The 18230-nt window shown below is 62.7% G+C and carries 22 protein-coding genes and 1 tRNA gene; 16 read left to right on the top strand and 7 right to left on the bottom strand.

Going from position 1 to position 18230, the window contains the following annotated elements; genetic code table 11:
* Window positions 1-46 precede the first annotated feature (46 nt).
* A complete protein-coding gene (locus tag F8N82_RS20510) occupies window positions 47-2233 on the bottom strand; it encodes a TonB-dependent siderophore receptor (RefSeq protein WP_080764801.1) in 2187 nt (728 codons plus the stop codon).
* 211 nt (window positions 2234-2444) lie between these two features.
* On the opposite strand from F8N82_RS20510, the gene alaC reads away from it, so the two are divergent.
* From alaC to F8N82_RS20485, 5 genes are all read left to right on the top strand, one after another.
* Entirely contained in the window at window positions 2445-3665 is a 1221-nt protein-coding gene (alaC, locus tag F8N82_RS20505; protein WP_038997056.1) for an alanine transaminase, read from the top strand.
* Between the two features lie 180 nt (window positions 3666-3845).
* Window positions 3846-4220: a YkgJ family cysteine cluster protein gene (locus F8N82_RS20500; protein ID WP_038997055.1), complete on the top strand. Its 375-nt coding sequence runs from the start codon at window positions 3846-3848 to the stop codon at window positions 4218-4220.
* Between the two features lie 54 nt (window positions 4221-4274).
* Window positions 4275-4844, top strand: a complete 570-nt coding sequence (locus F8N82_RS20495) for a GNAT family N-acetyltransferase (protein ID WP_038997054.1) — start codon at window positions 4275-4277, stop codon at window positions 4842-4844.
* A gap of 66 nt (window positions 4845-4910) precedes the next feature.
* Window positions 4911-5438, top strand: a complete 528-nt coding sequence (locus F8N82_RS20490; RefSeq protein ID WP_052251584.1) for a hypothetical protein — start codon at window positions 4911-4913, stop codon at window positions 5436-5438.
* A complete protein-coding gene (locus F8N82_RS20485; protein ID WP_038997053.1) occupies window positions 5438-5989 on the top strand; it encodes a hypothetical protein in 552 nt (183 codons plus the stop codon). Before F8N82_RS20490 ends, F8N82_RS20485 begins: the two co-directional genes overlap by 1 nt.
* Here F8N82_RS20485 and F8N82_RS20480 read toward each other — a convergent pair.
* Window positions 5986-6468 (bottom strand): DMT family transporter, encoded by a 483-nt coding sequence (locus tag F8N82_RS20480; RefSeq protein ID WP_038997052.1) that lies wholly within the window; start codon window positions 6466-6468, stop codon window positions 5986-5988. The two genes, F8N82_RS20485 and F8N82_RS20480, sit on opposite strands and share 4 nt — an antisense overlap.
* 88 nt (window positions 6469-6556) lie before the next feature.
* Here F8N82_RS20480 and F8N82_RS20475 point away from each other — a divergent pair, with 88 nt between their 5' ends.
* Together F8N82_RS20475 and F8N82_RS20470 are read left to right on the top strand one after the other, a co-directional pair.
* Window positions 6557-7456: a LysR family transcriptional regulator gene (locus tag F8N82_RS20475; RefSeq protein WP_038997051.1), complete on the top strand. Its 900-nt coding sequence runs from the start codon at window positions 6557-6559 to the stop codon at window positions 7454-7456.
* Window positions 7457-7554: 98 nt separating this feature from the next.
* On the top strand, window positions 7555-7938 hold the full coding sequence (locus tag F8N82_RS20470; RefSeq protein WP_038997050.1) for a lysozyme inhibitor LprI family protein: 384 nt from the start codon (window positions 7555-7557) through the stop codon (window positions 7936-7938).
* Between the two features lie 2 nt (window positions 7939-7940).
* Here the strand turns inward: F8N82_RS20470 and mnmH are convergent, their stop codons facing one another.
* Together mnmH and selD are read right to left on the bottom strand one after the other, a co-directional pair.
* On the bottom strand, window positions 7941-9044 hold the full coding sequence (gene mnmH / locus F8N82_RS20465; RefSeq protein WP_038997049.1) for a tRNA 2-selenouridine(34) synthase MnmH: 1104 nt from the start codon (window positions 9042-9044) through the stop codon (window positions 7941-7943).
* Window positions 9044-10078 carry a selenide, water dikinase SelD gene (gene selD / locus F8N82_RS20460; protein ID WP_038997048.1) on the bottom strand — a complete coding sequence of 345 codons (1035 nt, stop codon included), beginning with the start codon at window positions 10076-10078 and terminating at the stop codon, window positions 9044-9046. Before selD ends, mnmH begins: the two co-directional genes overlap by 1 nt.
* A gap of 121 nt (window positions 10079-10199) precedes the next feature.
* Between selD and F8N82_RS20455 the strand changes: the two genes are divergently transcribed.
* Genes F8N82_RS20455 through phnE form a run of 4 tightly spaced genes read left to right on the top strand, consistent with a single transcriptional unit; the run spans window position 10200 to window position 13427 of the window.
* Window positions 10200-11051, top strand: a complete 852-nt coding sequence (locus tag F8N82_RS20455; protein WP_038997047.1) for a putative selenate ABC transporter substrate-binding protein — start codon at window positions 10200-10202, stop codon at window positions 11049-11051.
* Window positions 11048-11842, top strand: a complete 795-nt coding sequence (locus F8N82_RS20450) for a phosphonate ABC transporter ATP-binding protein (RefSeq protein WP_038997046.1) — start codon at window positions 11048-11050, stop codon at window positions 11840-11842. The genes F8N82_RS20455 and F8N82_RS20450 overlap by 4 nt, the downstream gene beginning before the upstream one ends.
* Window positions 11836-12663, top strand: a complete 828-nt coding sequence (locus F8N82_RS20445) for a PhnE/PtxC family ABC transporter permease (protein ID WP_038997045.1) — start codon at window positions 11836-11838, stop codon at window positions 12661-12663. Before F8N82_RS20450 ends, F8N82_RS20445 begins: the two co-directional genes overlap by 7 nt.
* Entirely contained in the window at window positions 12660-13427 is a 768-nt protein-coding gene (gene phnE / locus F8N82_RS20440) for a phosphonate ABC transporter, permease protein PhnE (RefSeq protein WP_038997044.1), read from the top strand. The genes F8N82_RS20445 and phnE overlap by 4 nt, the downstream gene beginning before the upstream one ends.
* Window positions 13428-13441: 14 nt before the next feature.
* Here the strand turns inward: phnE and F8N82_RS20435 are convergent, their stop codons facing one another.
* Complete coding sequence (locus tag F8N82_RS20435) at window positions 13442-14107, bottom strand: hypothetical protein (protein ID WP_141231058.1); 666 nt, start codon at window positions 14105-14107, stop codon at window positions 13442-13444.
* Window positions 14108-14736: 629 nt separating this feature from the next.
* On the opposite strand from F8N82_RS20435, the gene F8N82_RS20430 reads away from it, so the two are divergent.
* Window positions 14737-14886 carry a hypothetical protein gene (locus tag F8N82_RS20430; RefSeq protein WP_157771875.1) on the top strand — a complete coding sequence of 50 codons (150 nt, stop codon included), beginning with the start codon at window positions 14737-14739 and terminating at the stop codon, window positions 14884-14886.
* Between the two features lie 237 nt (window positions 14887-15123).
* Here the strand turns inward: F8N82_RS20430 and F8N82_RS20420 are convergent, their stop codons facing one another.
* A complete protein-coding gene (locus F8N82_RS20420; protein WP_038997042.1) occupies window positions 15124-15600 on the bottom strand; it encodes a GNAT family N-acetyltransferase in 477 nt (158 codons plus the stop codon).
* 138 nt (window positions 15601-15738) lie between these two features.
* Here F8N82_RS20420 and sodC point away from each other — a divergent pair, with 138 nt between their 5' ends.
* The 3 genes from sodC (at window position 15739) to F8N82_RS20405 (ending at window position 16938) form a co-directional block, all read left to right on the top strand.
* On the top strand, window positions 15739-16251 hold the full coding sequence (sodC, locus tag F8N82_RS20415) for a superoxide dismutase family protein (RefSeq protein WP_038997041.1): 513 nt from the start codon (window positions 15739-15741) through the stop codon (window positions 16249-16251).
* A gap of 94 nt (window positions 16252-16345) precedes the next feature.
* On the top strand, window positions 16346-16624 hold the full coding sequence (locus F8N82_RS20410; RefSeq protein WP_038997040.1) for a type II toxin-antitoxin system RelE/ParE family toxin: 279 nt from the start codon (window positions 16346-16348) through the stop codon (window positions 16622-16624).
* An 8-nt stretch (window positions 16625-16632) separates the two neighbouring features.
* A complete protein-coding gene (locus F8N82_RS20405; RefSeq protein ID WP_038997038.1) occupies window positions 16633-16938 on the top strand; it encodes a HigA family addiction module antitoxin in 306 nt (101 codons plus the stop codon).
* 49 nt (window positions 16939-16987) lie between these two features.
* Here F8N82_RS20405 and F8N82_RS20400 read toward each other — a convergent pair.
* Window positions 16988-17072: transfer RNA gene (locus F8N82_RS20400), tRNA-Leu, on the bottom strand.
* A 108-nt stretch (window positions 17073-17180) separates the two neighbouring features.
* On the opposite strand from F8N82_RS20400, the gene queA reads away from it, so the two are divergent.
* Window positions 17181-18230 (top strand): tRNA preQ1(34) S-adenosylmethionine ribosyltransferase-isomerase QueA, encoded by a 1050-nt coding sequence (gene queA, locus F8N82_RS20395; RefSeq protein ID WP_038997037.1) that lies wholly within the window; start codon window positions 17181-17183, stop codon window positions 18228-18230.

The raw sequence follows: 18230 nt of genomic DNA, 5'->3' as shown, positions 1-18230 counted from the left end.
AGGGCCCCGGGGCTGTGCAGCCCGGGGCTCGTTGTGCTGGCGGCGCTCAGAAATCGTAGCGGGCGCTGACGCTCAGGTTGCGCGGGTCGCCGTAGTAGTACGAGTTGTAGAAGCCGACGTTGGTGAAGTACTTCTTGTCGAACAGGTTGTTCAGGTTGACCTGGCCGGAGAGCTTGTCGGTGAACTGGTAGCGGGTCATCAGGTCGACCAGCCAGTAGGCTTCCTGGGTGTAGTCTTCGCGGCCGCGAACCGGGTTGTTCACCCCCTGCCAGGACTTGCCCTGCCAACGGGCGCCACCGCCAACGGTCATGCGTTCGAGCTCGCCGGGCAGCTTGTAGCTGGTGAACAGGCTGAGCTGATCCTCCGGCTCCCAGGTCGAGATCTTGTCGCCGTCGTCATCGCGAATGATCTTGTGGGTATAGCCGGCCTGCACCTGCCAGCCGCGCGCCAGCTCCCCGGAAATCTCCGCTTCGTAGCCCTTGGACCTGGCCTTGGTCGCCACATAGGGGCTCAATACCTGCGACGGTTGCCCGCTGCGGTCCTGTTCGGCGCGGTTGTCTTCATGGATTTCGAAGTAGGCCAGGCTGGCGTTGAGGCGCCCGTCGAACCATTCACCCTTCAGGCCCACCTCATAGTTGTCGCCTTCGTTGGGCTCCAGGGTCTTGCCGAAGCGATCCTGGCTGGACTGCGGGTTGAAGATGCTGGTGTAGCTGGCATACACGGCGTAGGTCGGGTTCAGGTCGTAGACCACGCCCGCGTACGGTACAGCGCGCCCGCTTTCCTTTTGATCGCTGTCGCCGGAGCGGGTGAAGTTGGCAAAGCGGCTGCCCAGGATCAGCGCCAGGTCATCAGTGGGCTTGAAGCGTGCGGTGATGTAACTGGCGGTCTGTCGGGTAGTCTGGTCATCGGTGCGGGCCAGGGTCCAGTCAGGCTCGGCGATATTGCCGTTCCAGGTGTAGAAGTTGTCGACGCGGTTGTCGTAACTCGCCGTCGGGTTGTAGGCCTTGGCATCGAACCTGGCCCGTGAATAGCTGGTGCCGACCACCAACTCATGCTCGCGCCCGAACAGCTCGAAAGGGCCGGTGGCGTAGAGTTCTGCGGTGTCGGTCTTGGTCTCGCCGGTAAATTTGCCTGAATACAGGGTGCTGCCGGCGCCGGTGTGAGGATTGGGCGCGCCACCACTGAGTGAGCCGAGCCTTGCGTGGTAGCCATTGAGCTTGTGGCTCAGTTCCAGCTTGGTGACCCAGTCGTTGGCAAATTGGCGTTCCAGGCTGGCAAACACCGTGCGGGTGTATTGCTCCCACCGGCTCCATTGCGCCCCCGGATTGAACGAACGCGAGACCTCGTTGAGGTTGCCATCGCTGTTGAACATCGAAATGGCGGCCCAACTGGAGCCCCGGGGATCGTTGTCCTGATAGTCGGCGCCCACTGTCAGCAGGGTGCTGTCGTCCAGGTCCATTTCCACAATGCCGTAGTAGACGCTGGTTTTGCGTTCATAGTGATCCTGGAACGAGTGTTTGTCCTGCAGCGCCGCCACAGCGCGCCCCCGCACACTGGCGCTGGAGTTGAGTGCCCCGGAGACATCGAGCTCGCTGCGATAGTTGTCCCAGGAGCCGCCGCTGGCACTGATGTGAGCGTTGAAGTCGGCGCTGGGTTTCTTGCGCACGAAGTTGATCGCCGCGCCAGGCTTGCCGGCACCGGAAAGCAGGCCGTTGGCGCCCTTGATCACCTCGATGCGGTCGTAGATGGCGGTGTCGCTGAGGTTGTTGCCGGCGGCGTTGACGCCGTTGTCCAGGGTGGGGATGCCGTCGTACTGGTAGTTCTGGATCGCGTAGCCGCGGGAGTAGTAGGTGCTGCGTTCGCTGTCCAGGGTCGAGACCGTGATGCCGGGTGTATGGCGCATCACCTCGTCGATGGCGTTGAGGTTGAAGTCATCCATGAACTGGCGGGTAACCACCGAGATCGACTGCGGGGTCTGCTTGGGCGTCAGCACCAGGCGGGTGGCGGTGGCGATGGTGCCCGGGGTGTAACTGCCGTTGCCTTCGGTGATGGTCCCAAGCTGGTTGCTGATGACCTGGGTTTCACCCAGTTCCCAAATCTGATGGTGATGAGTATCGACAGTTTCTGTGTCGTCTGCTGGTGTGGCTGCCTGCAGCCCGGTACTGGCGGTGGATAACGCAATGGCGAGAAGTGTCGGTTTGAGCGGGTGGCGCTGGGGGAGGGGGGAAAGCATTGCAGTTCCTTTGAATGCTGGCTAATTAATAAATGTGATACAAATGATTCTCATTATGTTGTCAGGGCTGTAATGCAAAGGAAAGGCTTGTTGAGGTATTTTTCTGTCGCTACTGGACACCCAGCGGGTAAAGGTTCTATGGTTTGCCTCGGCCACGGCAGTGGCCAACGTCGCTCGGACGGTTCCGGGCGCTTACGTCTTCGAGGAAACCATGGCTGACCAAGGTTCGCCGCGCCGCTTTGCGCGCATTGATCGTCTCCCCCCTTACGTCTTCAACATCACCGCCGAGCTCAAGATGGCTGCGCGCCGTCGTGGCGAGGACATCATCGACCTGAGCATGGGCAACCCCGACGGGGCCACGCCGCCGCACATCGTCGAGAAACTGGTGCAGGTCGCCCAGCGTGAAGACACCCACGGCTACTCGACTTCCCGCGGCATCCCGCGCCTGCGCCGGGCGATTTCGCGCTGGTACAAAGACCGCTACGAGGTCGACATCGACCCGGAAAGCGAAGCCATCGTCACCATCGGCTCCAAGGAAGGCCTGGCGCACCTGATGCTCGCCACCCTCGACCATGGCGACACCGTGCTGGTGCCCAACCCCAGCTACCCGATTCACATCTACGGTGCGGTGATTGCCGGTGCCCAGGTGCGTTCGGTGCCATTGATTCCGGGCGTGGATTTCTTCAATGAGCTGGAGCGGGCGATCCGCGAATCCATCCCGAAACCGAAGATGATGATCCTCGGCTTCCCGTCCAACCCGACCGCGCAGTGCGTCGAGCTGGACTTCTTCGAGCGGGTGGTGGCCCTGGCCAAGCAGTACGACGTGCTGGTGATCCACGACCTGGCCTATGCCGACATCGTCTACGACGGCTGGAAGGCACCGTCGATCATGCAGGTGCCGGGCGCCAAGGACATCGCGGTGGAGTTTTTCACCTTGTCCAAGAGCTACAACATGGCGGGCTGGCGCATCGGCTTCATGGTCGGCAACCCCGAGCTGGTCAACGCCCTGGCGCGGATCAAGAGTTATCACGACTACGGCACCTTCACCCCCCTGCAGGTGGCCGCGATTGCCGCACTGGAAGGTGACCAGCAATGCGTGCGCGACATCGCCGAGCAGTATCGCCAGCGCCGCAATGTGCTGGTCAAAGGCCTGCACGAGCTGGGCTGGATGGTCGAGAACCCGAAGGCGTCGATGTACGTCTGGGCGAAGATTCCCAAGGAGTATGCGCACCTGGGGTCGCTGGAGTTTGCCAAGAAGCTGCTGGCCGAAGCCAAGGTCTGCGTGTCGCCGGGCATCGGTTTTGGTGACTATGGCGACGACCATGTGCGTTTTGCCCTGATCGAGAACCAGGACCGCATCCGCCAGGCGGTGCGCGGTATTCGGCAGATGTTCCGGGCTGATGGCGTAGGCAGCAAGCCGGCCCAGAAGTAAGCGTACAGGCCATCGCGGGTCAATCCCGCTCCTTCAGTGGGAGCGGGATTGCCGCGGCGAAACAACCGTCCGTCAGCGGCGATTTATTTCTGCATTACCCCCCTTCTCAAACATCCGGCAAAGCATAGAATGGCGGCGGGTTTCTCCCTATAACGATAATCAACCTCCCCCCTTCTCATCATGTCCGAACATAATCCTTGTTTGAACTGCGGCGCCTGCTGCGGGTATTTCCGTGTGTCTTTCTTCTGGGGTGAGTGCACGTCGGCGGGTGGTGTCGTGCCCGACGATCTGGTGGTCCAGATCAGCCCAAGCCGCGTAGCGATGATCGGCACCGACAGCAAACCCTGTCGCTGCATCGGGCTCGAAGGCGAGATTGGCAAAGGTGTGAGCTGCACCTTGTATGAACAGCGCTCAACCCCGTGCCGCGAGTTCGATGCGGCCTGGGTCAACGGCGAAGCCAACCCCAGCTGCGATGCGGCGCGTGCCGCCTACGGCCTGCCACCGCTTGAGGCCAACGAACCGATCTGGCCGGACGAGGGCGCCGAAGTCGCCTGAGGCGCGACTTGAGGGGTACACTGCCGGGTTGATGAATCGGACAGGAGGTCCCGCGTGACCCGCATGTACAGTTTTCCCGCTGACCTGTGCCTCGAAAGCCCGCGCCTGCAACTGCGCCCGATGGTGCCCGAGGATGCCCAAGCGTGGTTTGCCATCATGGCCGACCCGCAGGTCATGCGTTACTGGAACCACGGCCCCTGGCAAGCGCTGCCAGAGGCGCAAGCCGCACTGGCCGAAGACCGTGACGCCTATGCCACCGGCCAGATGCTCAAACTGGGTATCTACCGGCGCGACAATGGCGAACTCATTGGCATGACCCAACTGTTCCACCTTGACCCTGTTTCGCGCCGTGGCGAAATCGGCTATTGCCTGGCCAGCTCCGCGCAAGGCCGCGGTTACATGGATGAGGCGCTGACCTGTTTCATCGACTACCTCGCTCATGGCCTGCACCTGCGGCGCCTGGAGGCCGAGATCGATCCACGCAACCAGGGTTCGGCACGTACCCTTGAGCGCCAGGGTTTTGTGCTCGAAGGGCTGCTGCGCCAGCGCTGGTGTGTCGCCGGTGAGCTGTCGGACTCGGGGTTGTATGGGCTGCTGCTGGATCAGGCACCGATGGAAGGTTGAATACTCAAGCGCGGCAGCACGGTCTGCGCTATTGTCGCGCGCTCTTTTACCAGCAAGGATTGCCAGGTGCCGCTGAACTATCTGACCTTGAGCCTGGGATGCTATCTCACTAGCCTGTTCCTCCAGGCCTGCGCCCGTGAGCACGATGTGATGCGCGGCATGCACGCCTTGGCCCTGGGGGTGTTGAATGGGTCCTTCTGGTTTGCCAACCCGCTGTATTTCGCCGCCCTGGTGATGCACCGTAAACAGCCGCGGGTAGCCCTGTACCTGGGCTGCGCGGCGCTGTTGCTCAGTGGCCTGATGGTTCCGCTGGGCTGGCTCGGCTGGACCCCGGTGCCCGATTCGCCCAACGGGCCGGGCCTGTTGATCGGTTACTACGTGTGGCTGCTGGCGATGGCGCTGTTCATTCTCGGCCAGTGGCGCTACCGGCAGGAACCTGCGGGCAGCAGCAGGGTGCCGTTGCTGGGCTGGCCGGCGTGGGTGCTGATCGCCGGCATCGTGGTGACGGTGCCACTGGCCTTCACACCCTGGAGTAAAGTGCCGTTTCGGTCGGTGCCCGAGCACGCGTCGTGCATTGAATGTGGAGGCAACTGATGGCCCGGTTCTACGTTTCAATCACCCTGGCGTTGTACGTGCTGAGCCTGTGCTTCGATGCCATCTATCTGTCTGGCGATAGCCGTCTGCATGCCTTGCAGGCGATGCTGTACGGGCCCTGGGGCATCGTCCTGCAGGTTTACAGCTGGTTCGCCAACCCGCTGCTGGGACTGGCGATCATCACTCATCGTCGCTGGCGTTGGCTGTCGCTGGTGCTGGGCCTTGGCGCCTTGTACCTGGCGCTCAGTTCGCTGCTCGTCGAACGGCTGCCGAACAACCAGAGCTATGACTTCCTGGATGTCACCGGCTTTGGGCCGGGTTACTTCCTCTGGCTGGCATCGATCAGCTTGTTCTGTGCCGCCCAGGCCTGGTGGTGTCGGCAGGTGTTCAAAGGCGCGCAGGTGCCAGGTTGGCGCTGGCTTGATGGCGGCCTGGCAATCGTGCTCAACATCGCCATCGTCTATGCGATCCAGACTCCCAGCCTGCACTTTCAGCTAAAGAAAGTGATCGAGCCACCGCCGCCGATGCAGATCGACAAGGACGCTATCTAGCGGGCTGACGTCGACGTTCCCCATTGCACCACCAGCATGCCGACCACGATCAGCCCGACCCCGGCCAGGCGCAGGCCGTTGACCGGGCGTTCGGTCAAGCCCATCAGGCCCCATTGGTCGATGATCAACGACGACAGCACCTGCCCGGCGATCACGCAGACGATGAAACCGGCGGCGCCGAGCTTCGGCGTCAACACCAGCGCGGCGGTGATGTAGGCGACCCCGGCAACTCCGCCCAGCCAGGCCCACCAAGGCGCCTGGGCCAGGGCGTTGAGCTGCGGCAGCGGCGCCCGCAGCACCAGCAATGCCGGAATCACCATCAGCACACTCACCGCCAGTGACACCAGCGACGCCCACAACGGATGCCCGAGCAAGCGCCCCAGCGCGGCATTGCTGCCAGCTTGAAAAGGTACGGCGGCCCCGGCCAGCAGGGCGATGGTCAGCGGCAGCAAAGTGGCGGCAATGGCGGACAGGTTCATGGCAAGTTTCCTTAAAGTGGCTTGCCAAAGTCTTGGTTATCCATACCAATAATGGAAATTCGAATGCTGCACAGGAGTTATTCGTCTGATGGATGATTTGCGCCGGATCGACCTCAACCTGCTGCTGACTTTGCATGCGTTGCTCGCCGAGCAGCATGTCTCGCGCGCGGCCTTGCGCCTGCACCGCAGCCAGCCGGCGGTGAGCCATGCCCTGGCGCAGTTGCGCGAACTGTTTGGCGATCCGTTGCTGGTGCGTCGTGGTGGGCGCTTGCAGGTAACCGCGCGGGCCCAGGCGTTGATCGAGCCCTTGCAGCAGGCGCTGGAGCAACTCGACGGCTTGCTCGGCAGCCCCGGCTTCGACCCGCGCCGGGCGCAGCGCAGTTTTCGCCTGGCGATGTCGGACTACGGCGCCCGGGTGCTGCTGCCGGGCTTGATGCGGGTGCTGCGCGAAGAGGCGCCGGGCATCGACCTGATCGTCTCGCAAGGCAGTCGCGAGGCCATGCTGGGTCAGCTGTTCGATGGCGAAGCCGACCTGGCCTTGGCGGTGTTCCCGCAGCTGGCGGCAGAGCTGCGTGCGCAGACGCTGTTCGAAGAGCGCTTCATCTGTATTGCCGACCGCAGTCATTTGCCCGCGCGTGGCGGCTTGAGCCTGGAGGGCTGGCTGGCGCGGCCGCATGTATTGGTGGCGGTGCGCCCGGGTATCGACAACGAGATCGACTTGGCCCTCAAGGCTATCGGCGCCCAGCGCCGGGTGGCACTGGCCTTGCCGCATTGGGCAGCGGCCCAGGAGGTCATTGCCGGCACCGACCTGATCCTCACCGTTGCCCGGCGCAGTCTGGACAGCGGCAAGCTGGATTCACGCTTGCGCAGATTTGAGCCGCCGCTGGCGATCAGGCCGTTCGCCTTTCAGCAGGCCTGGCATCAACGCCGGGAAGGGGAGGCGGGACATCGCTGGTTGCGTGAGAAGGTGCTGCAGGTGTGCCAATAGTTGCGTGGTGCGGTTATCCCCGGCAATGCGTAGGGGTGTGAAGCCCCCCAGTAAAACTGGCATTGTTGTTACTCGCCCATAACGAAAGGAATCCGCACATGAACCGTACACTGCTGGCCGTCGCCCTGCTAACGGCCATTAGCGCTGCTGCCCAGGCTCAGGACGAGTACTCCCCGGCCTACGGCGCCTGCATGAAAACCGCCGCATCGACCCTGGCCATGAACACCTGCAACGGCGCCGAGATCAAACGCCAGGACAGCCGTTTGAACAGTGCTTACAAAAAGGCCATGGCCGGCCTCGAAGGGCCGCAGCAAACCCAACTGCGTGAAGCCCAGCGGGCATGGATCAAGTACCGCGATGCCAACTGCAACCTGTACTACAGCCTCACCGGCGGCACCATCGATCAGCTCAATGGCGCCGGTTGCATCCTCAGCAGCACCAGGGACCGCGCAGATGAACTGCAGGCCCTGCTGCAGCCTTAAGATCAGCGCCGGGCGGCGCGAGCGCGCAGGTATTGGCGAACTTCGCGCTGGTCGCCGGCAAACTCGATACGCTCGGCCTTGCTCTGGCGGTGGTAGGCGTACATCGGGTCGTAGTATTCGTTGAGCAGGCCGCTGATCCAGGCGCGGTGCAGGTCCACCGCACCACTGCGTAGTTGCTCTTGCAGCGCTTGTTCGAGCAACGCCGACAGCCGCTGGTAGCGCTCGCCGCCCAGGCGTTTGAGGATGTTGGCCATGCTTTGGGTCAGGCGCTCGGCAAACCGTGGCAGGCCGTTTTCATCACCGTGCAGGGCAACGAACTCGGCACTCAGGTCGATCACGTAGTCGCGCAGAATCCGCTCAACCCGGTTGTCAAAGCTGTCTTCCAGCCACACCAGCGGGTAGTGCTGCATGCCCTGGTACAGCTCCAGCGGTAGCGTGCAGCTGCCGACGATGCGACCCTCATCTTCGAGCACGAACTGCTCGACGCCGCGCGCGCGCTTTTTCAGCACATCGATGGCTAGCTGGTTCTCGAAGTCGATCTGCGCCGGCTGGCCGGTAGCGCGTTTGCCGAAGCTGGAGCCGCGGTGATTGGCGTGGCCTTCCAGGTCGACAGCGTTATCCAGCTGTTGCAGCACTTCGGTCTTGCCGGTGCCGGTGAGGCCGCCGATCAGCACGAAGTCACAGTCGGCCACCGCTTGCTGGGTGGTATGCAGCAGGAAGTTACGCATGGCTTTGTAGCCACCGACCACCTTGGGATAGTGGATGCCGGCGTCAGTCTTGAGCCACTGCTGGGCGATCTGCGAGCGCAGGCCGCCGCGAAAGCAGTAGAGGTAACCTTCGGGGTTGGCCCGGGCGAAGGCAGCCCAGGCGGCAATGCGTTCGTCCTTGAGCTGGCCGCTGACCAATTGATGGCCCAGGGCGATGGCGGCCTGCTGGCCCTGTTGTTTGTAGCAGGTGCCGACTTTCTGCCGTTCCAGGTCATTCATCAGCGGCAGGTTGATCACGTTGGGGAAGGCGCCCTTGCTGAATTCGACCGGGGCGCGCATGTCCATCATCGGCACATCGTTGAGAAACAGATTGCGGTAGTCGGTGCAGTTGTCGCGCATCAAAGCACCTCAACCGCATGGCTCTGTCGCTCCACCAGTTCGCCGATCGGCGCCAGGTTCAGGCCCAGTTCGCCCGCCACGGCGAGAAACTGCGCTTCACCTTCCGGGGTTACCGCCACCAGCAAGCCGCCGCTGGTTTGCGGGTCGCACAGCAGGTGCTTCTGCTCGTCGTTCAGCGGGGCGATTTTCTCGCCATAACTGTCGAAGTTGCGCAGGGTACCGCCCGGCACGCAGCCTTCGGCCAGGTAGTGTTCGACGCTTGGCAGGCGCGGCACCGCGCTGTAGTTCAGGCGTGCACTGAGGCCGCTGCCGTCGGCCAGCTCGACCAGGTGGCCGAGCAAGCCGAAGCCGGTGACGTCGGTCATGGCCTTGACCCCGGCCAGTTTGCCAAAGCGGCTGCCGGGGGTGTTCAAGGTGCACATCCAGTCGCGGGCCAGGCCCTTGTCCTGGTCGCGCAGCTTGGCTTTTTTCTCGGCGGTGGTGAGGATGCCGATGCCCAGCGGCTTGGTCAGGTACAGGCGGCAGCCGACGGTGGCGGTGTCGTTGCGCTTCATGTGGCGCTTTTGCACCACGCCGGTCACGGCCAGGCCGAAGATCGGCTCGGGGGCGTCGATGGAATGGCCGCCTGCCAGGGGAATGCCGGCCTCGGCGCAGACTGCGCGGCCGCCACGGATCACTTCGCGGGCCACTTCCGGGGCCAGCACGTTGACCGGCCAGCCGAGAATGGCAATCGCCATCAGCGGGTCGCCGCCCATGGCGTAGATGTCGCTGATGGCGTTGGTGGCGGCGATGCGGCCGAAGTCATACGGGTCATCGACGATGGGCATGAAGAAGTCGGTGGTCGAAACCACACCGCGTTCGTCATCGAGGGCGTAAACTGCCGCGTCATCGCGCGAGGCGTTGCCGACCCAGAGTTTCGGGTCCAGTGCCTGGGTGCCGCTTTCGGCGAGAATCACCTCGAGCATCTTCGGAGAGATCTTGCAGCCACAACCGGCGCCATGGCTGTACTGGGTCAGGCGAATCGGCTCGCTCATATGCACCTCGAAAAATCGTGAAGGCCCGAGTGTAGCAAAGCTGGCCTTTGCGCCGATGCCTCTTATAATTTCCGGGGTGGCCCGTGCGGCCCTTTCCCCGCTATTGAACCGGAGAATCCCCATGCTCAAACGTCCCCTGGCGCTGTTTGCCGGTCTGGTGTTGTCTTGCTCGTCTTACCTGGCCCAGGCGGCCGACACCCTGCGGGTCAGTGCCATCCCTGACGAAGCGCCCACCGAACTGCTACGCAAGTTCAAGCCATTGGGCGAGTACCTGGAGCAGAAGCTGGGGATGAAGGTCGAGTTCGTGCCGGTGGCAGACTACCCGGCAGTGGTCGAGTCGCTGGTTGCCAACAAGCTGGATATGGCCTGGCTGGGCGGTTTCACTTTCGTGCAGGTGCACCTCAAGGATCCGACAGCCACACCCTTGGTGCAGCGTGAACAGGATGCCAAGTTCACCAGCAAATTCATCACCGCCAACCCGGACGTGAAGAGCCTGGCCGATCTCAAGGGCAAGACCTTTGCCTTCGGTTCCATTTCGTCCACCTCCGGCAGCCTGATGCCGCGCTACTTCATGCTCAAGGATGGCATCAAGCCTGAAACCTACTTCAGCCGCGTCGCCTATTCCGGTGCCCACGATGCCACGGCCGCCTGGGTCCAGGCCGGCAAGGCCGACGGCGGGGTACTCAACGCCAGCGTCTGGGAAAAGCTGGTAGCCTCGGGCAAGATCGATACCAACAAGGTGAAGGTGTTCGCCACCACTCCAAGCTACTTCGACTACAACTGGACCGTGCGTGGTAGCCTCGACCCGGCCCTTAAAGACAAGATCAAGCAAGCTTTCCTCGACCTTGATCCAGCCAAGCCTGCCGACAAGGCCATCCTCGACCTGCAGGCCGCCAGCCGCTTCATCGAAACCAGCCCGGACAACTACAAGGGCATCGAAGAGGCCGCGCGCGCCGCCGAACTGCTGAAATGACCATCCGTTTGACCGGCGCCAGCCTGCGCCATGGCCAGGTTCAGGCCCTGCATGGCATCGACCTGCAGATTGGCGCCGGCGAGCGGGTGGCGATCATCGGCCCGTCGGGGGCGGGCAAGTCGAGCCTGCTGCAGTTGCTGGGCACTGCCCTGGCCCCCAGTACCGGTACCGTCGAGCTGCTCGATGTGGCGCCCTGGCGGTTGTCGGCCGCTGCGCTACAGCGCCTGCGCACACGCATCGCCCTGATCCATCAGGCGCCGCCGCTGCCACCGCGTCAGCGGGTGGTGACGGCGGTGCTGGCCGGGCGCCTGGGGCAGTGGAGCACCTTGCGCGGGCTGCTCAACCTGCTGCACCCGGCGGATGTGCCAGGTGTGCGCGAAGTGCTGACGACCCTGGGCATGGCCGAGAAGATTTTTGTCCAGTGCGGACAGTTGTCCGGCGGCCAGTTGCAGCGGGTCGGCATTGCCCGGGCGCTGTATCAGCAACCGCAGATATTGCTTGCCGACGAGCCGGTTTCGGCCATGGACCCGGTGCTGGCCGAACACAGCCTGAAAACCCTCAACCAGCATGCCAACGAGCGCGGCGTGACCCTGATCGCCAGCCTGCATGCGGTAGAGCTGGCGCTGGCGCATTTCCCGCGGGTGATTGGTGTTCGCGAAGGGCGGATCGTCTTTGATCGCCCGGCGAGCGAGGTCTCCAGCGTCATGCTCGATGGGCTGTATGCCAACGAACATCTGCTGTCGCCGCCGCTACCGCTGCCGGCCTTGAATCTGCAGATTCCCCGATGCTGAAGGCTGACAGCCGCGACCCGGCGGCATTGCCCAGAGTGCTGCTGGCACTGCTGGCGATTGCCCTGTTGTGGCCGGGCATTCGCCTTAGCGAACTGAACCCCGGCGTATTGCTGCAGGCCGACAACCGCCGGGAGATGGCCAATTTCGTCAGCGCCTTCTGGCCACCGGCCCTTGCGCCTGACTTTCTTCGGCTGCTGCTTGAAGCCACCTTGCAGACCCTGGCTGTGGCCACCGCCGGCATGACCCTGGCCTTGCTGTTGGCGATCCCGGCCAGCCTGCTGGCCAGCCGGGCACTGTCGTTGCGCGCGGCCTCACGGGGCGGGCGCCTGAGCTTCTGGTCGCGCACCCTGCGCCTGCCGGTGCGCGGCCTGTTGATCTTTTTGCGCAGCGTGCCGGAGATTGTCTGGGCGCTGCTGTTCGTCCGCGCCGTCGGCCTGGGCCCGACCGCCGGGGTGCTGGCCATTGCCATCACTTACAGCGGCATGCTCGGCAAGGTCTATGCGGAGATCTTCGAATCGGTCGACCAGCGCCCGGCCCATGCCTTGTTGCAGGCTGGCAGCAGCCGCTTGAGCGCATTCTTCTACGGCATCCTGCCCGCTGCGGCGGCGGAGCTGGTGTCGTACACGGTGTACCGCTGGGAGTGCGCGATCCGCGCCTCGGTGGTGATGGGGTTTGTCGGCGCGGGCGGGTTGGGCCAGCAGATCGACCTGTCCATGCGCATGTTCGCCGGCGCCGAGGTGGCGAGCATGCTGCTGACGTTTCTGCTGCTGGTTTGGCTGGCCGACCAGCTCAGCCGCCTGCTGCGCGGGAGGCTGGCATGAGAGCGCTGATCAATACCGCGTTGGTGCTGGCGCTGTTGGCGGCGGTGGCAGCTTCGTTCGCATATTTGAGCCTTGATCTGCAGGCGTTGTTTGGCGATGGCGGGCTAGGGCAGATGGGCGCTTACGCGCTGCGATTCCTCAGCCCCGACCTGAGCCCCGATCACTTGCGGGCGGTTGGCCAAGGCGCTTTGGAAACCCTGGCCATGTCGGGCCTGGGTACCTTGCTTGCGGTGGTGCTCGGCCTGTTGCTGGCCTTGCCCGCAGCCGGGCGTTTTGGCTGGCCGCTGCAAGGCGTTGCGCGCTTGCTGCTCAACGCCCTGCGCGCGATTCCGGAGCTGGTGTGGGCGGCCTTGACCGTCCTCGCCGCCGGCCTTGGGCCCAATGCCGGCACCTTGGCCCTGGCCCTGCACACCTCAGGCGTACTCGGACGGCTGTTCGCCGAAGCGCTGGAAAACGCCCCGCCGGAACCGGCGGCGGCCATTCGCCTGCAGGGCGGCAGCCAGGTCGCGGCGTTCTGCTTCGGCACCTTGCCCAACCTCTGGCCACAGTTGCTGGCCTACAGCCTGTACCGCTGGGAAAACAACATCCGCATGGCCAGCGTGCTGGGTTTTGTTGGTGCAGGCGGCCTGGGGCAGATGCTCTACACCACCCTGAGCCTGTTCCAGGAAGCCCAGGCCAGCACGGTGATCATCGCCATGCTGGTGCTGGTGTTGCTGGTCGATGCCTTGAGCGACGTACTCAGGCAGCGCTTTGTACGCGCCTGAAACCTGCGCGTTGATCAGGGCTTGGGCAGATCATGGCTGGCCCATTCCAGGTAGCGGATGATCCGTTCCTTGTAGTGCAGATGATCGCGCACCACGATCAGGCCGAACCACAGCACCAGCAACACGGCGAAGGTCAGCAGGATGACCAGGTTGCCTTTGCCGAACGCCCACAGCTCGGTGAGCTTGGCCTTCTCGGCGGCGATGGTGGCGAGGAAGGTCATGATCGCCACGAACATCGCGTTCTGGGTCAGGTTCAAAGACTTGGGCGGGTTCTCGGAAATCTTCGCGAACGCCACGATCTCGGCCGCTTGGGTCGCACTGACCGCGTTCTGCTCAAGCATCTGCAGGAAATGCGCGTAGCGCAGGTAACTGTCGCGTTGCAGCAGCGGCTGGTTGGCAATGGCGTGGCGTTGATACAGGCTTTTGAACTGCTCGGCGACAAAGTACTCGCGGGCCAGCAACAGCGCCCACATGCACAGGCTGGTACTGAACATCACCGTAACCGGTCCCAGCGGGTGCTGTTGTACGCTGAATGAGGCGCTGACCACCAGAATGATTGCCAGCACCACCAGCCAGGTTGGCAACAGGTGCGCTGCCAGCGGATTGTTGCGGATCGCGTGCCAGTAGTTCGGGCGGCTGCGTTTGTAGAGCTGCAGCATTTCGCTCCATTGTTGAAACATCGTTACCTCGGGCGCAGGGGCTTACCTTGAGGATAACGGCCGCGCGGGCGAAATCCTCACTGGGTTTTACCTATTGCGTGCTCGGCCTGCTCCAGTGACTGTTCGCAGGGGATGCCCGGGTTGATGTGGAACAGCCTGGTGACGCTTGCAGTGCCGATTGTTTCAGTGCTCATGGAGTGATCCTCGGGTCGGCTGCGCCGCCCATCGCCGAAGCGCTCGCTATCAGTGGGCTATCTGAACGCAGGCCAGTGCCTGTTCAACCCGCCAGCGCGCTGTTTCCATCTCGTGCAGGGCAGTACGGCATGGTCAACTCCTAAGTCATCGGAGCTACCACCTGCCGCTGTCAAACGAAAGGGTGGCAGCTGTACGGGGGTTGACAGACCAGGGACTTAGGAACCCGGCGCACACGAATGTGCCCCACGTACAGCTGCCATAGAAGCAGAAAACGGTAATCCGCCTGGCGATGAACGAGCAAGACTATGTAGATAGTGAAGCACCCGCAATAGTCCGATTACCGGGATGTTGAGCTTGGGAAATGGCCTGCACAAAACAGCGAAGCGACACCCTTCAATAAGGTGAAGTTGTCTGCAAAGGTTTGATCTTCTGCGAGTACTTCAGGAGTGCAAACAATGCAGCAACTTAAAGCGTTTGATCTGGTTGCCTTGCTCGACGGCGAGGAGACCATCAAGGAGTACTTGCTGCAGGTCGACAACGAGGGATGTCCGCAAGAGAAGGCCCGTGCCTTGAATTACATCGCCCACGCTCGGACCTTGCCCTAACAGTTCTCGCTAGTAATCACCTCCCCACACTGCGCATCCCGCTGCATCGACTCCAGATTCCTTTCGATGGTTTCACAAATCGCATCCATTTGAATCTGGTGCTCGCTTACGTAACCGAGGGTTTGACGATCAGGCGGTATTTGCGGGCAATGGCGTCTTTCAGGTGAACCTCGAACGGCGAATGTACAGAGTCGGACGCCGCCGCACGCTCAAGGTTCGTTGGAGCTCATCGATCGGCTACAGCGCCTGCTTCATCTGCACCAGCGCCACTCGGGTATTGCCAGGGCCCTGGCGCTCCTCGATGGCAAAAGGTTTAAAGCCCAGCTGTGGATAAAGCAGCAGCCCGGCGGCATTGCTGTTGAAACACGACACCTGCACCTCGCGCGCCTCGAACTGGCTGCGAGCCAGCTCGATCATGCTCTGCACCAGATAACGCGCCACGCCATGACCGCGCGCGGCGGGGGCCACCACCACATTGCCGAGGGCACATACGCCGCCATGTTCGGCCTTGTAGAAGTTGGCAAAGGCCAGCACCGTACCGTCGCCCTCGACCACAGTGGAGCTGCTGCGCTGGGCGATAGCCTCGCTCAGTTGCGCGGGTGTCAGCGGGTACTTGGCCTTGGGGAACATGTAGAACAGCTCGTCCGGGCCTTGGGGGAAGCAGCAGATGGCTGCGATGTCCTGGGGTTGGACGGGGCGGTGGGTCAATTGCATGGCGCGACTCGATCAGCAAATGAGGGTGACAGTGATCCTACACACTTCGACAAAGCTGGTAATGGAATCCCCACGCTGCGCCAGGGTCCACCTTGATAAGGTGCCCTTCGGCTGCATCGACCCACAAGGAGCAACCTCATGAAAGCACTCTTGTTCACTGCCGCCCTGGCAACAGCGGGCGCCGCCCAGGCCCAGACCGTGGAAATGGCCCTGGTGGGCGCCGATGGCAGCGCCAAACCTGTTGGTACCATCACCATCGAGCAGAACCAATACGGCACCTTGCTCACGCCTGACCTGCGCGACTTGCCACCGGGCGTACACGGCTTTCACCTGCACGAGAAACCCTCCTGCGCACCGGCAACCGCTGACGGCAAGACTACGCCGGCAGGTGCTGCGGGCGGGCATTGGGACCCGCAGCAGAGCAAAAAACACCTGGGTCCGTACGACGATGCCGGGCATAAGGGCGACTTGCCCGCCCTGTATGTCAGCGTCGACGGCACCGCCCGCTATCCAGTCCTGGCCCCACGCCTGAAGGCCGAGGAGTTCAAGGGCCATGCGCTGATGGTGCATGGCGGCGGTGACAACCACAGCGATCACCCAGAGGCGTTGGGTGGTGGTGGGGCGCGGATTGCGTGTGGGGTGGTGCAATGAAGCGGGGAAACGCTAGCTGGGGCAGTCAATCGTTGAACGTCTTGGGAATCAGCGTATACTCATACGTAACGAATAACGTTAAGCGTTACACTGCATGATTCGAAGCTTCAGATGCGCGAGTACGCAAGCGCTCTTCACTACTGGCAGAACGCGGCGATGGGCCGATGTTCTGGCAGTTGTCGAGCGCAAGCTTGCCATGCTGGAGGCTGCTAAAGAGTTGCGAGATCTGCGCTCGCCGCCGGGTAACCGCCTGGAGGCCTTAAGCGGTAATCGCAGCGGGCAGTACAGCATACGGATCAACGGTCAGTGGCGTGTGTGCTTCATCTGGACCGAGGAAGGTCCGGAAAACGTTGAGATTGTTGATTACCACTGAGGTGCATCATGTTCAAGAACGGCATGCGTCCAATCCACCCGGGTGAAGTCCTGCGCGAGGATTTTCAGAGTGAACTGGGTTTTAGCGCCGCGTCCTTGGCTCGGGCTCTGGGCGTATCGACCCCTACCGTGAATGAAATCCTTCGCGGACGTCGTGGCGTTTCGGCAGACATGGCCTTGCGCCTCGCCACTTGCCTGGACACCACGCCGGAGTTCTGGCTCAACCTGCAGACGGCGTTTGACCTGCGCACGGCCGAGTTGAATCACGGCGATGAGATCCACCGGCAAGTGCAGCGCCTGGTGGCTTGTGCTTGATTTTCCGGGCACAAAAAAACCGACCCTAGGGTCGGTTTCTTTTTGCGTTTGGTGCCCCGAGGGAGACTCGAACTCCCACTCCTTTCGAAAACGGATTTTGAATCCGCCGCGTCTACCAATTCCGCCATCAGGGCTTGTGGCGGCGAAGTATAGAGAGGCGCCTACCGTTGGTCAATCAGGTTTCATGGTCAATTTTCACCATTTCGGCTAAACTTTCCGGCCCTGTCGAACCGAACACCATCATGCGCGTCGCCGATTTCTCCTTTGAGCTTCCTGATTCCCTGATCGCTCGCCATCCGCTGGCGCAGCGCCATAGCAGCCGGCTGCTGACCCTGGACGGGCCGAGCGGGGCACTGGCGCATCGCCAGTTCACCGACTTGCTCGAGCATTTGCGCCCGGGCGACCTGATGGTGTTCAACAATACCCGGGTGATTCCGGCGCGTCTGTTCGGCCAGAAGGCCAGCGGCGGCAAGCTGGAGGTTCTCGTCGAGCGCGTGCTCGATAGCCACCGGGTACTGGCCCACGTGCGTTCGAGCAAGGCGCCCAAGGCTGGCACGCAGATTCTCATCGATGGCGGTGGCGAGGCCGAGATGGTCGCCCGTCACGATGCGCTGTTCGAGCTGCGTTTTGCCGAAGAGGTGCTGCCACTGCTCGAGCGCGTCGGCCATATGCCGTTGCCGCCGTACATCGACCGTCCGGATGAGGGCGCCGACCGCGAGCGCTATCAGACGGTATACGCCGAGCGCGCCGGCGCCGTGGCCGCGCCAACCGCCGGCCTGCACTTCGACGAAGAACTGCTGGCCAAGATCGCCGCCAAGGGCGTCGAAACCGCCTTTGTCACCCTGCACGTGGGCGCGGGTACCTTCCAGCCGGTCCGGGTCGAACGCATCGAAGACCACCACATGCATAAAGAGTGGCTGGAGGTCGGCCAGGATGTGGTCGACGCCGTGGCCGCGTGCCGTGCCCGTGGCGGGCGAGTGGTTGCCGTGGGCACCACCAGCGTACGTTCGCTGGAAAGCGCCGCCCGTGATGGCGAGCTCAAGGCGTTCAGCGGCGATACCGACATCTTTATCTTCCCGGGCCGGCCGTTCCATGTGGTCGACGCCCTGGTGACCAACTTCCATTTGCCTGAATCCACGCTGCTGATGCTGGTTTCGGCCTTCGCCGGTTACCCCGAGACCATGGCTGCCTACGCGGCGGCGGTCGAAAACGGATACCGCTTCTTCAGTTACGGTGATGCCATGTTCATCACCCGCAATCCGGCGCCACGCGGCCCCGAGGATCAAGCATGA

Source organism: Pseudomonas fluorescens (assembly GCF_902497775.2).
Taxonomy (GTDB): Bacteria; Pseudomonadota; Gammaproteobacteria; order Pseudomonadales; family Pseudomonadaceae; genus Aquipseudomonas; species Aquipseudomonas putida_F.
This window is presented reverse-complemented; position numbering and strand designations above follow the sequence as displayed.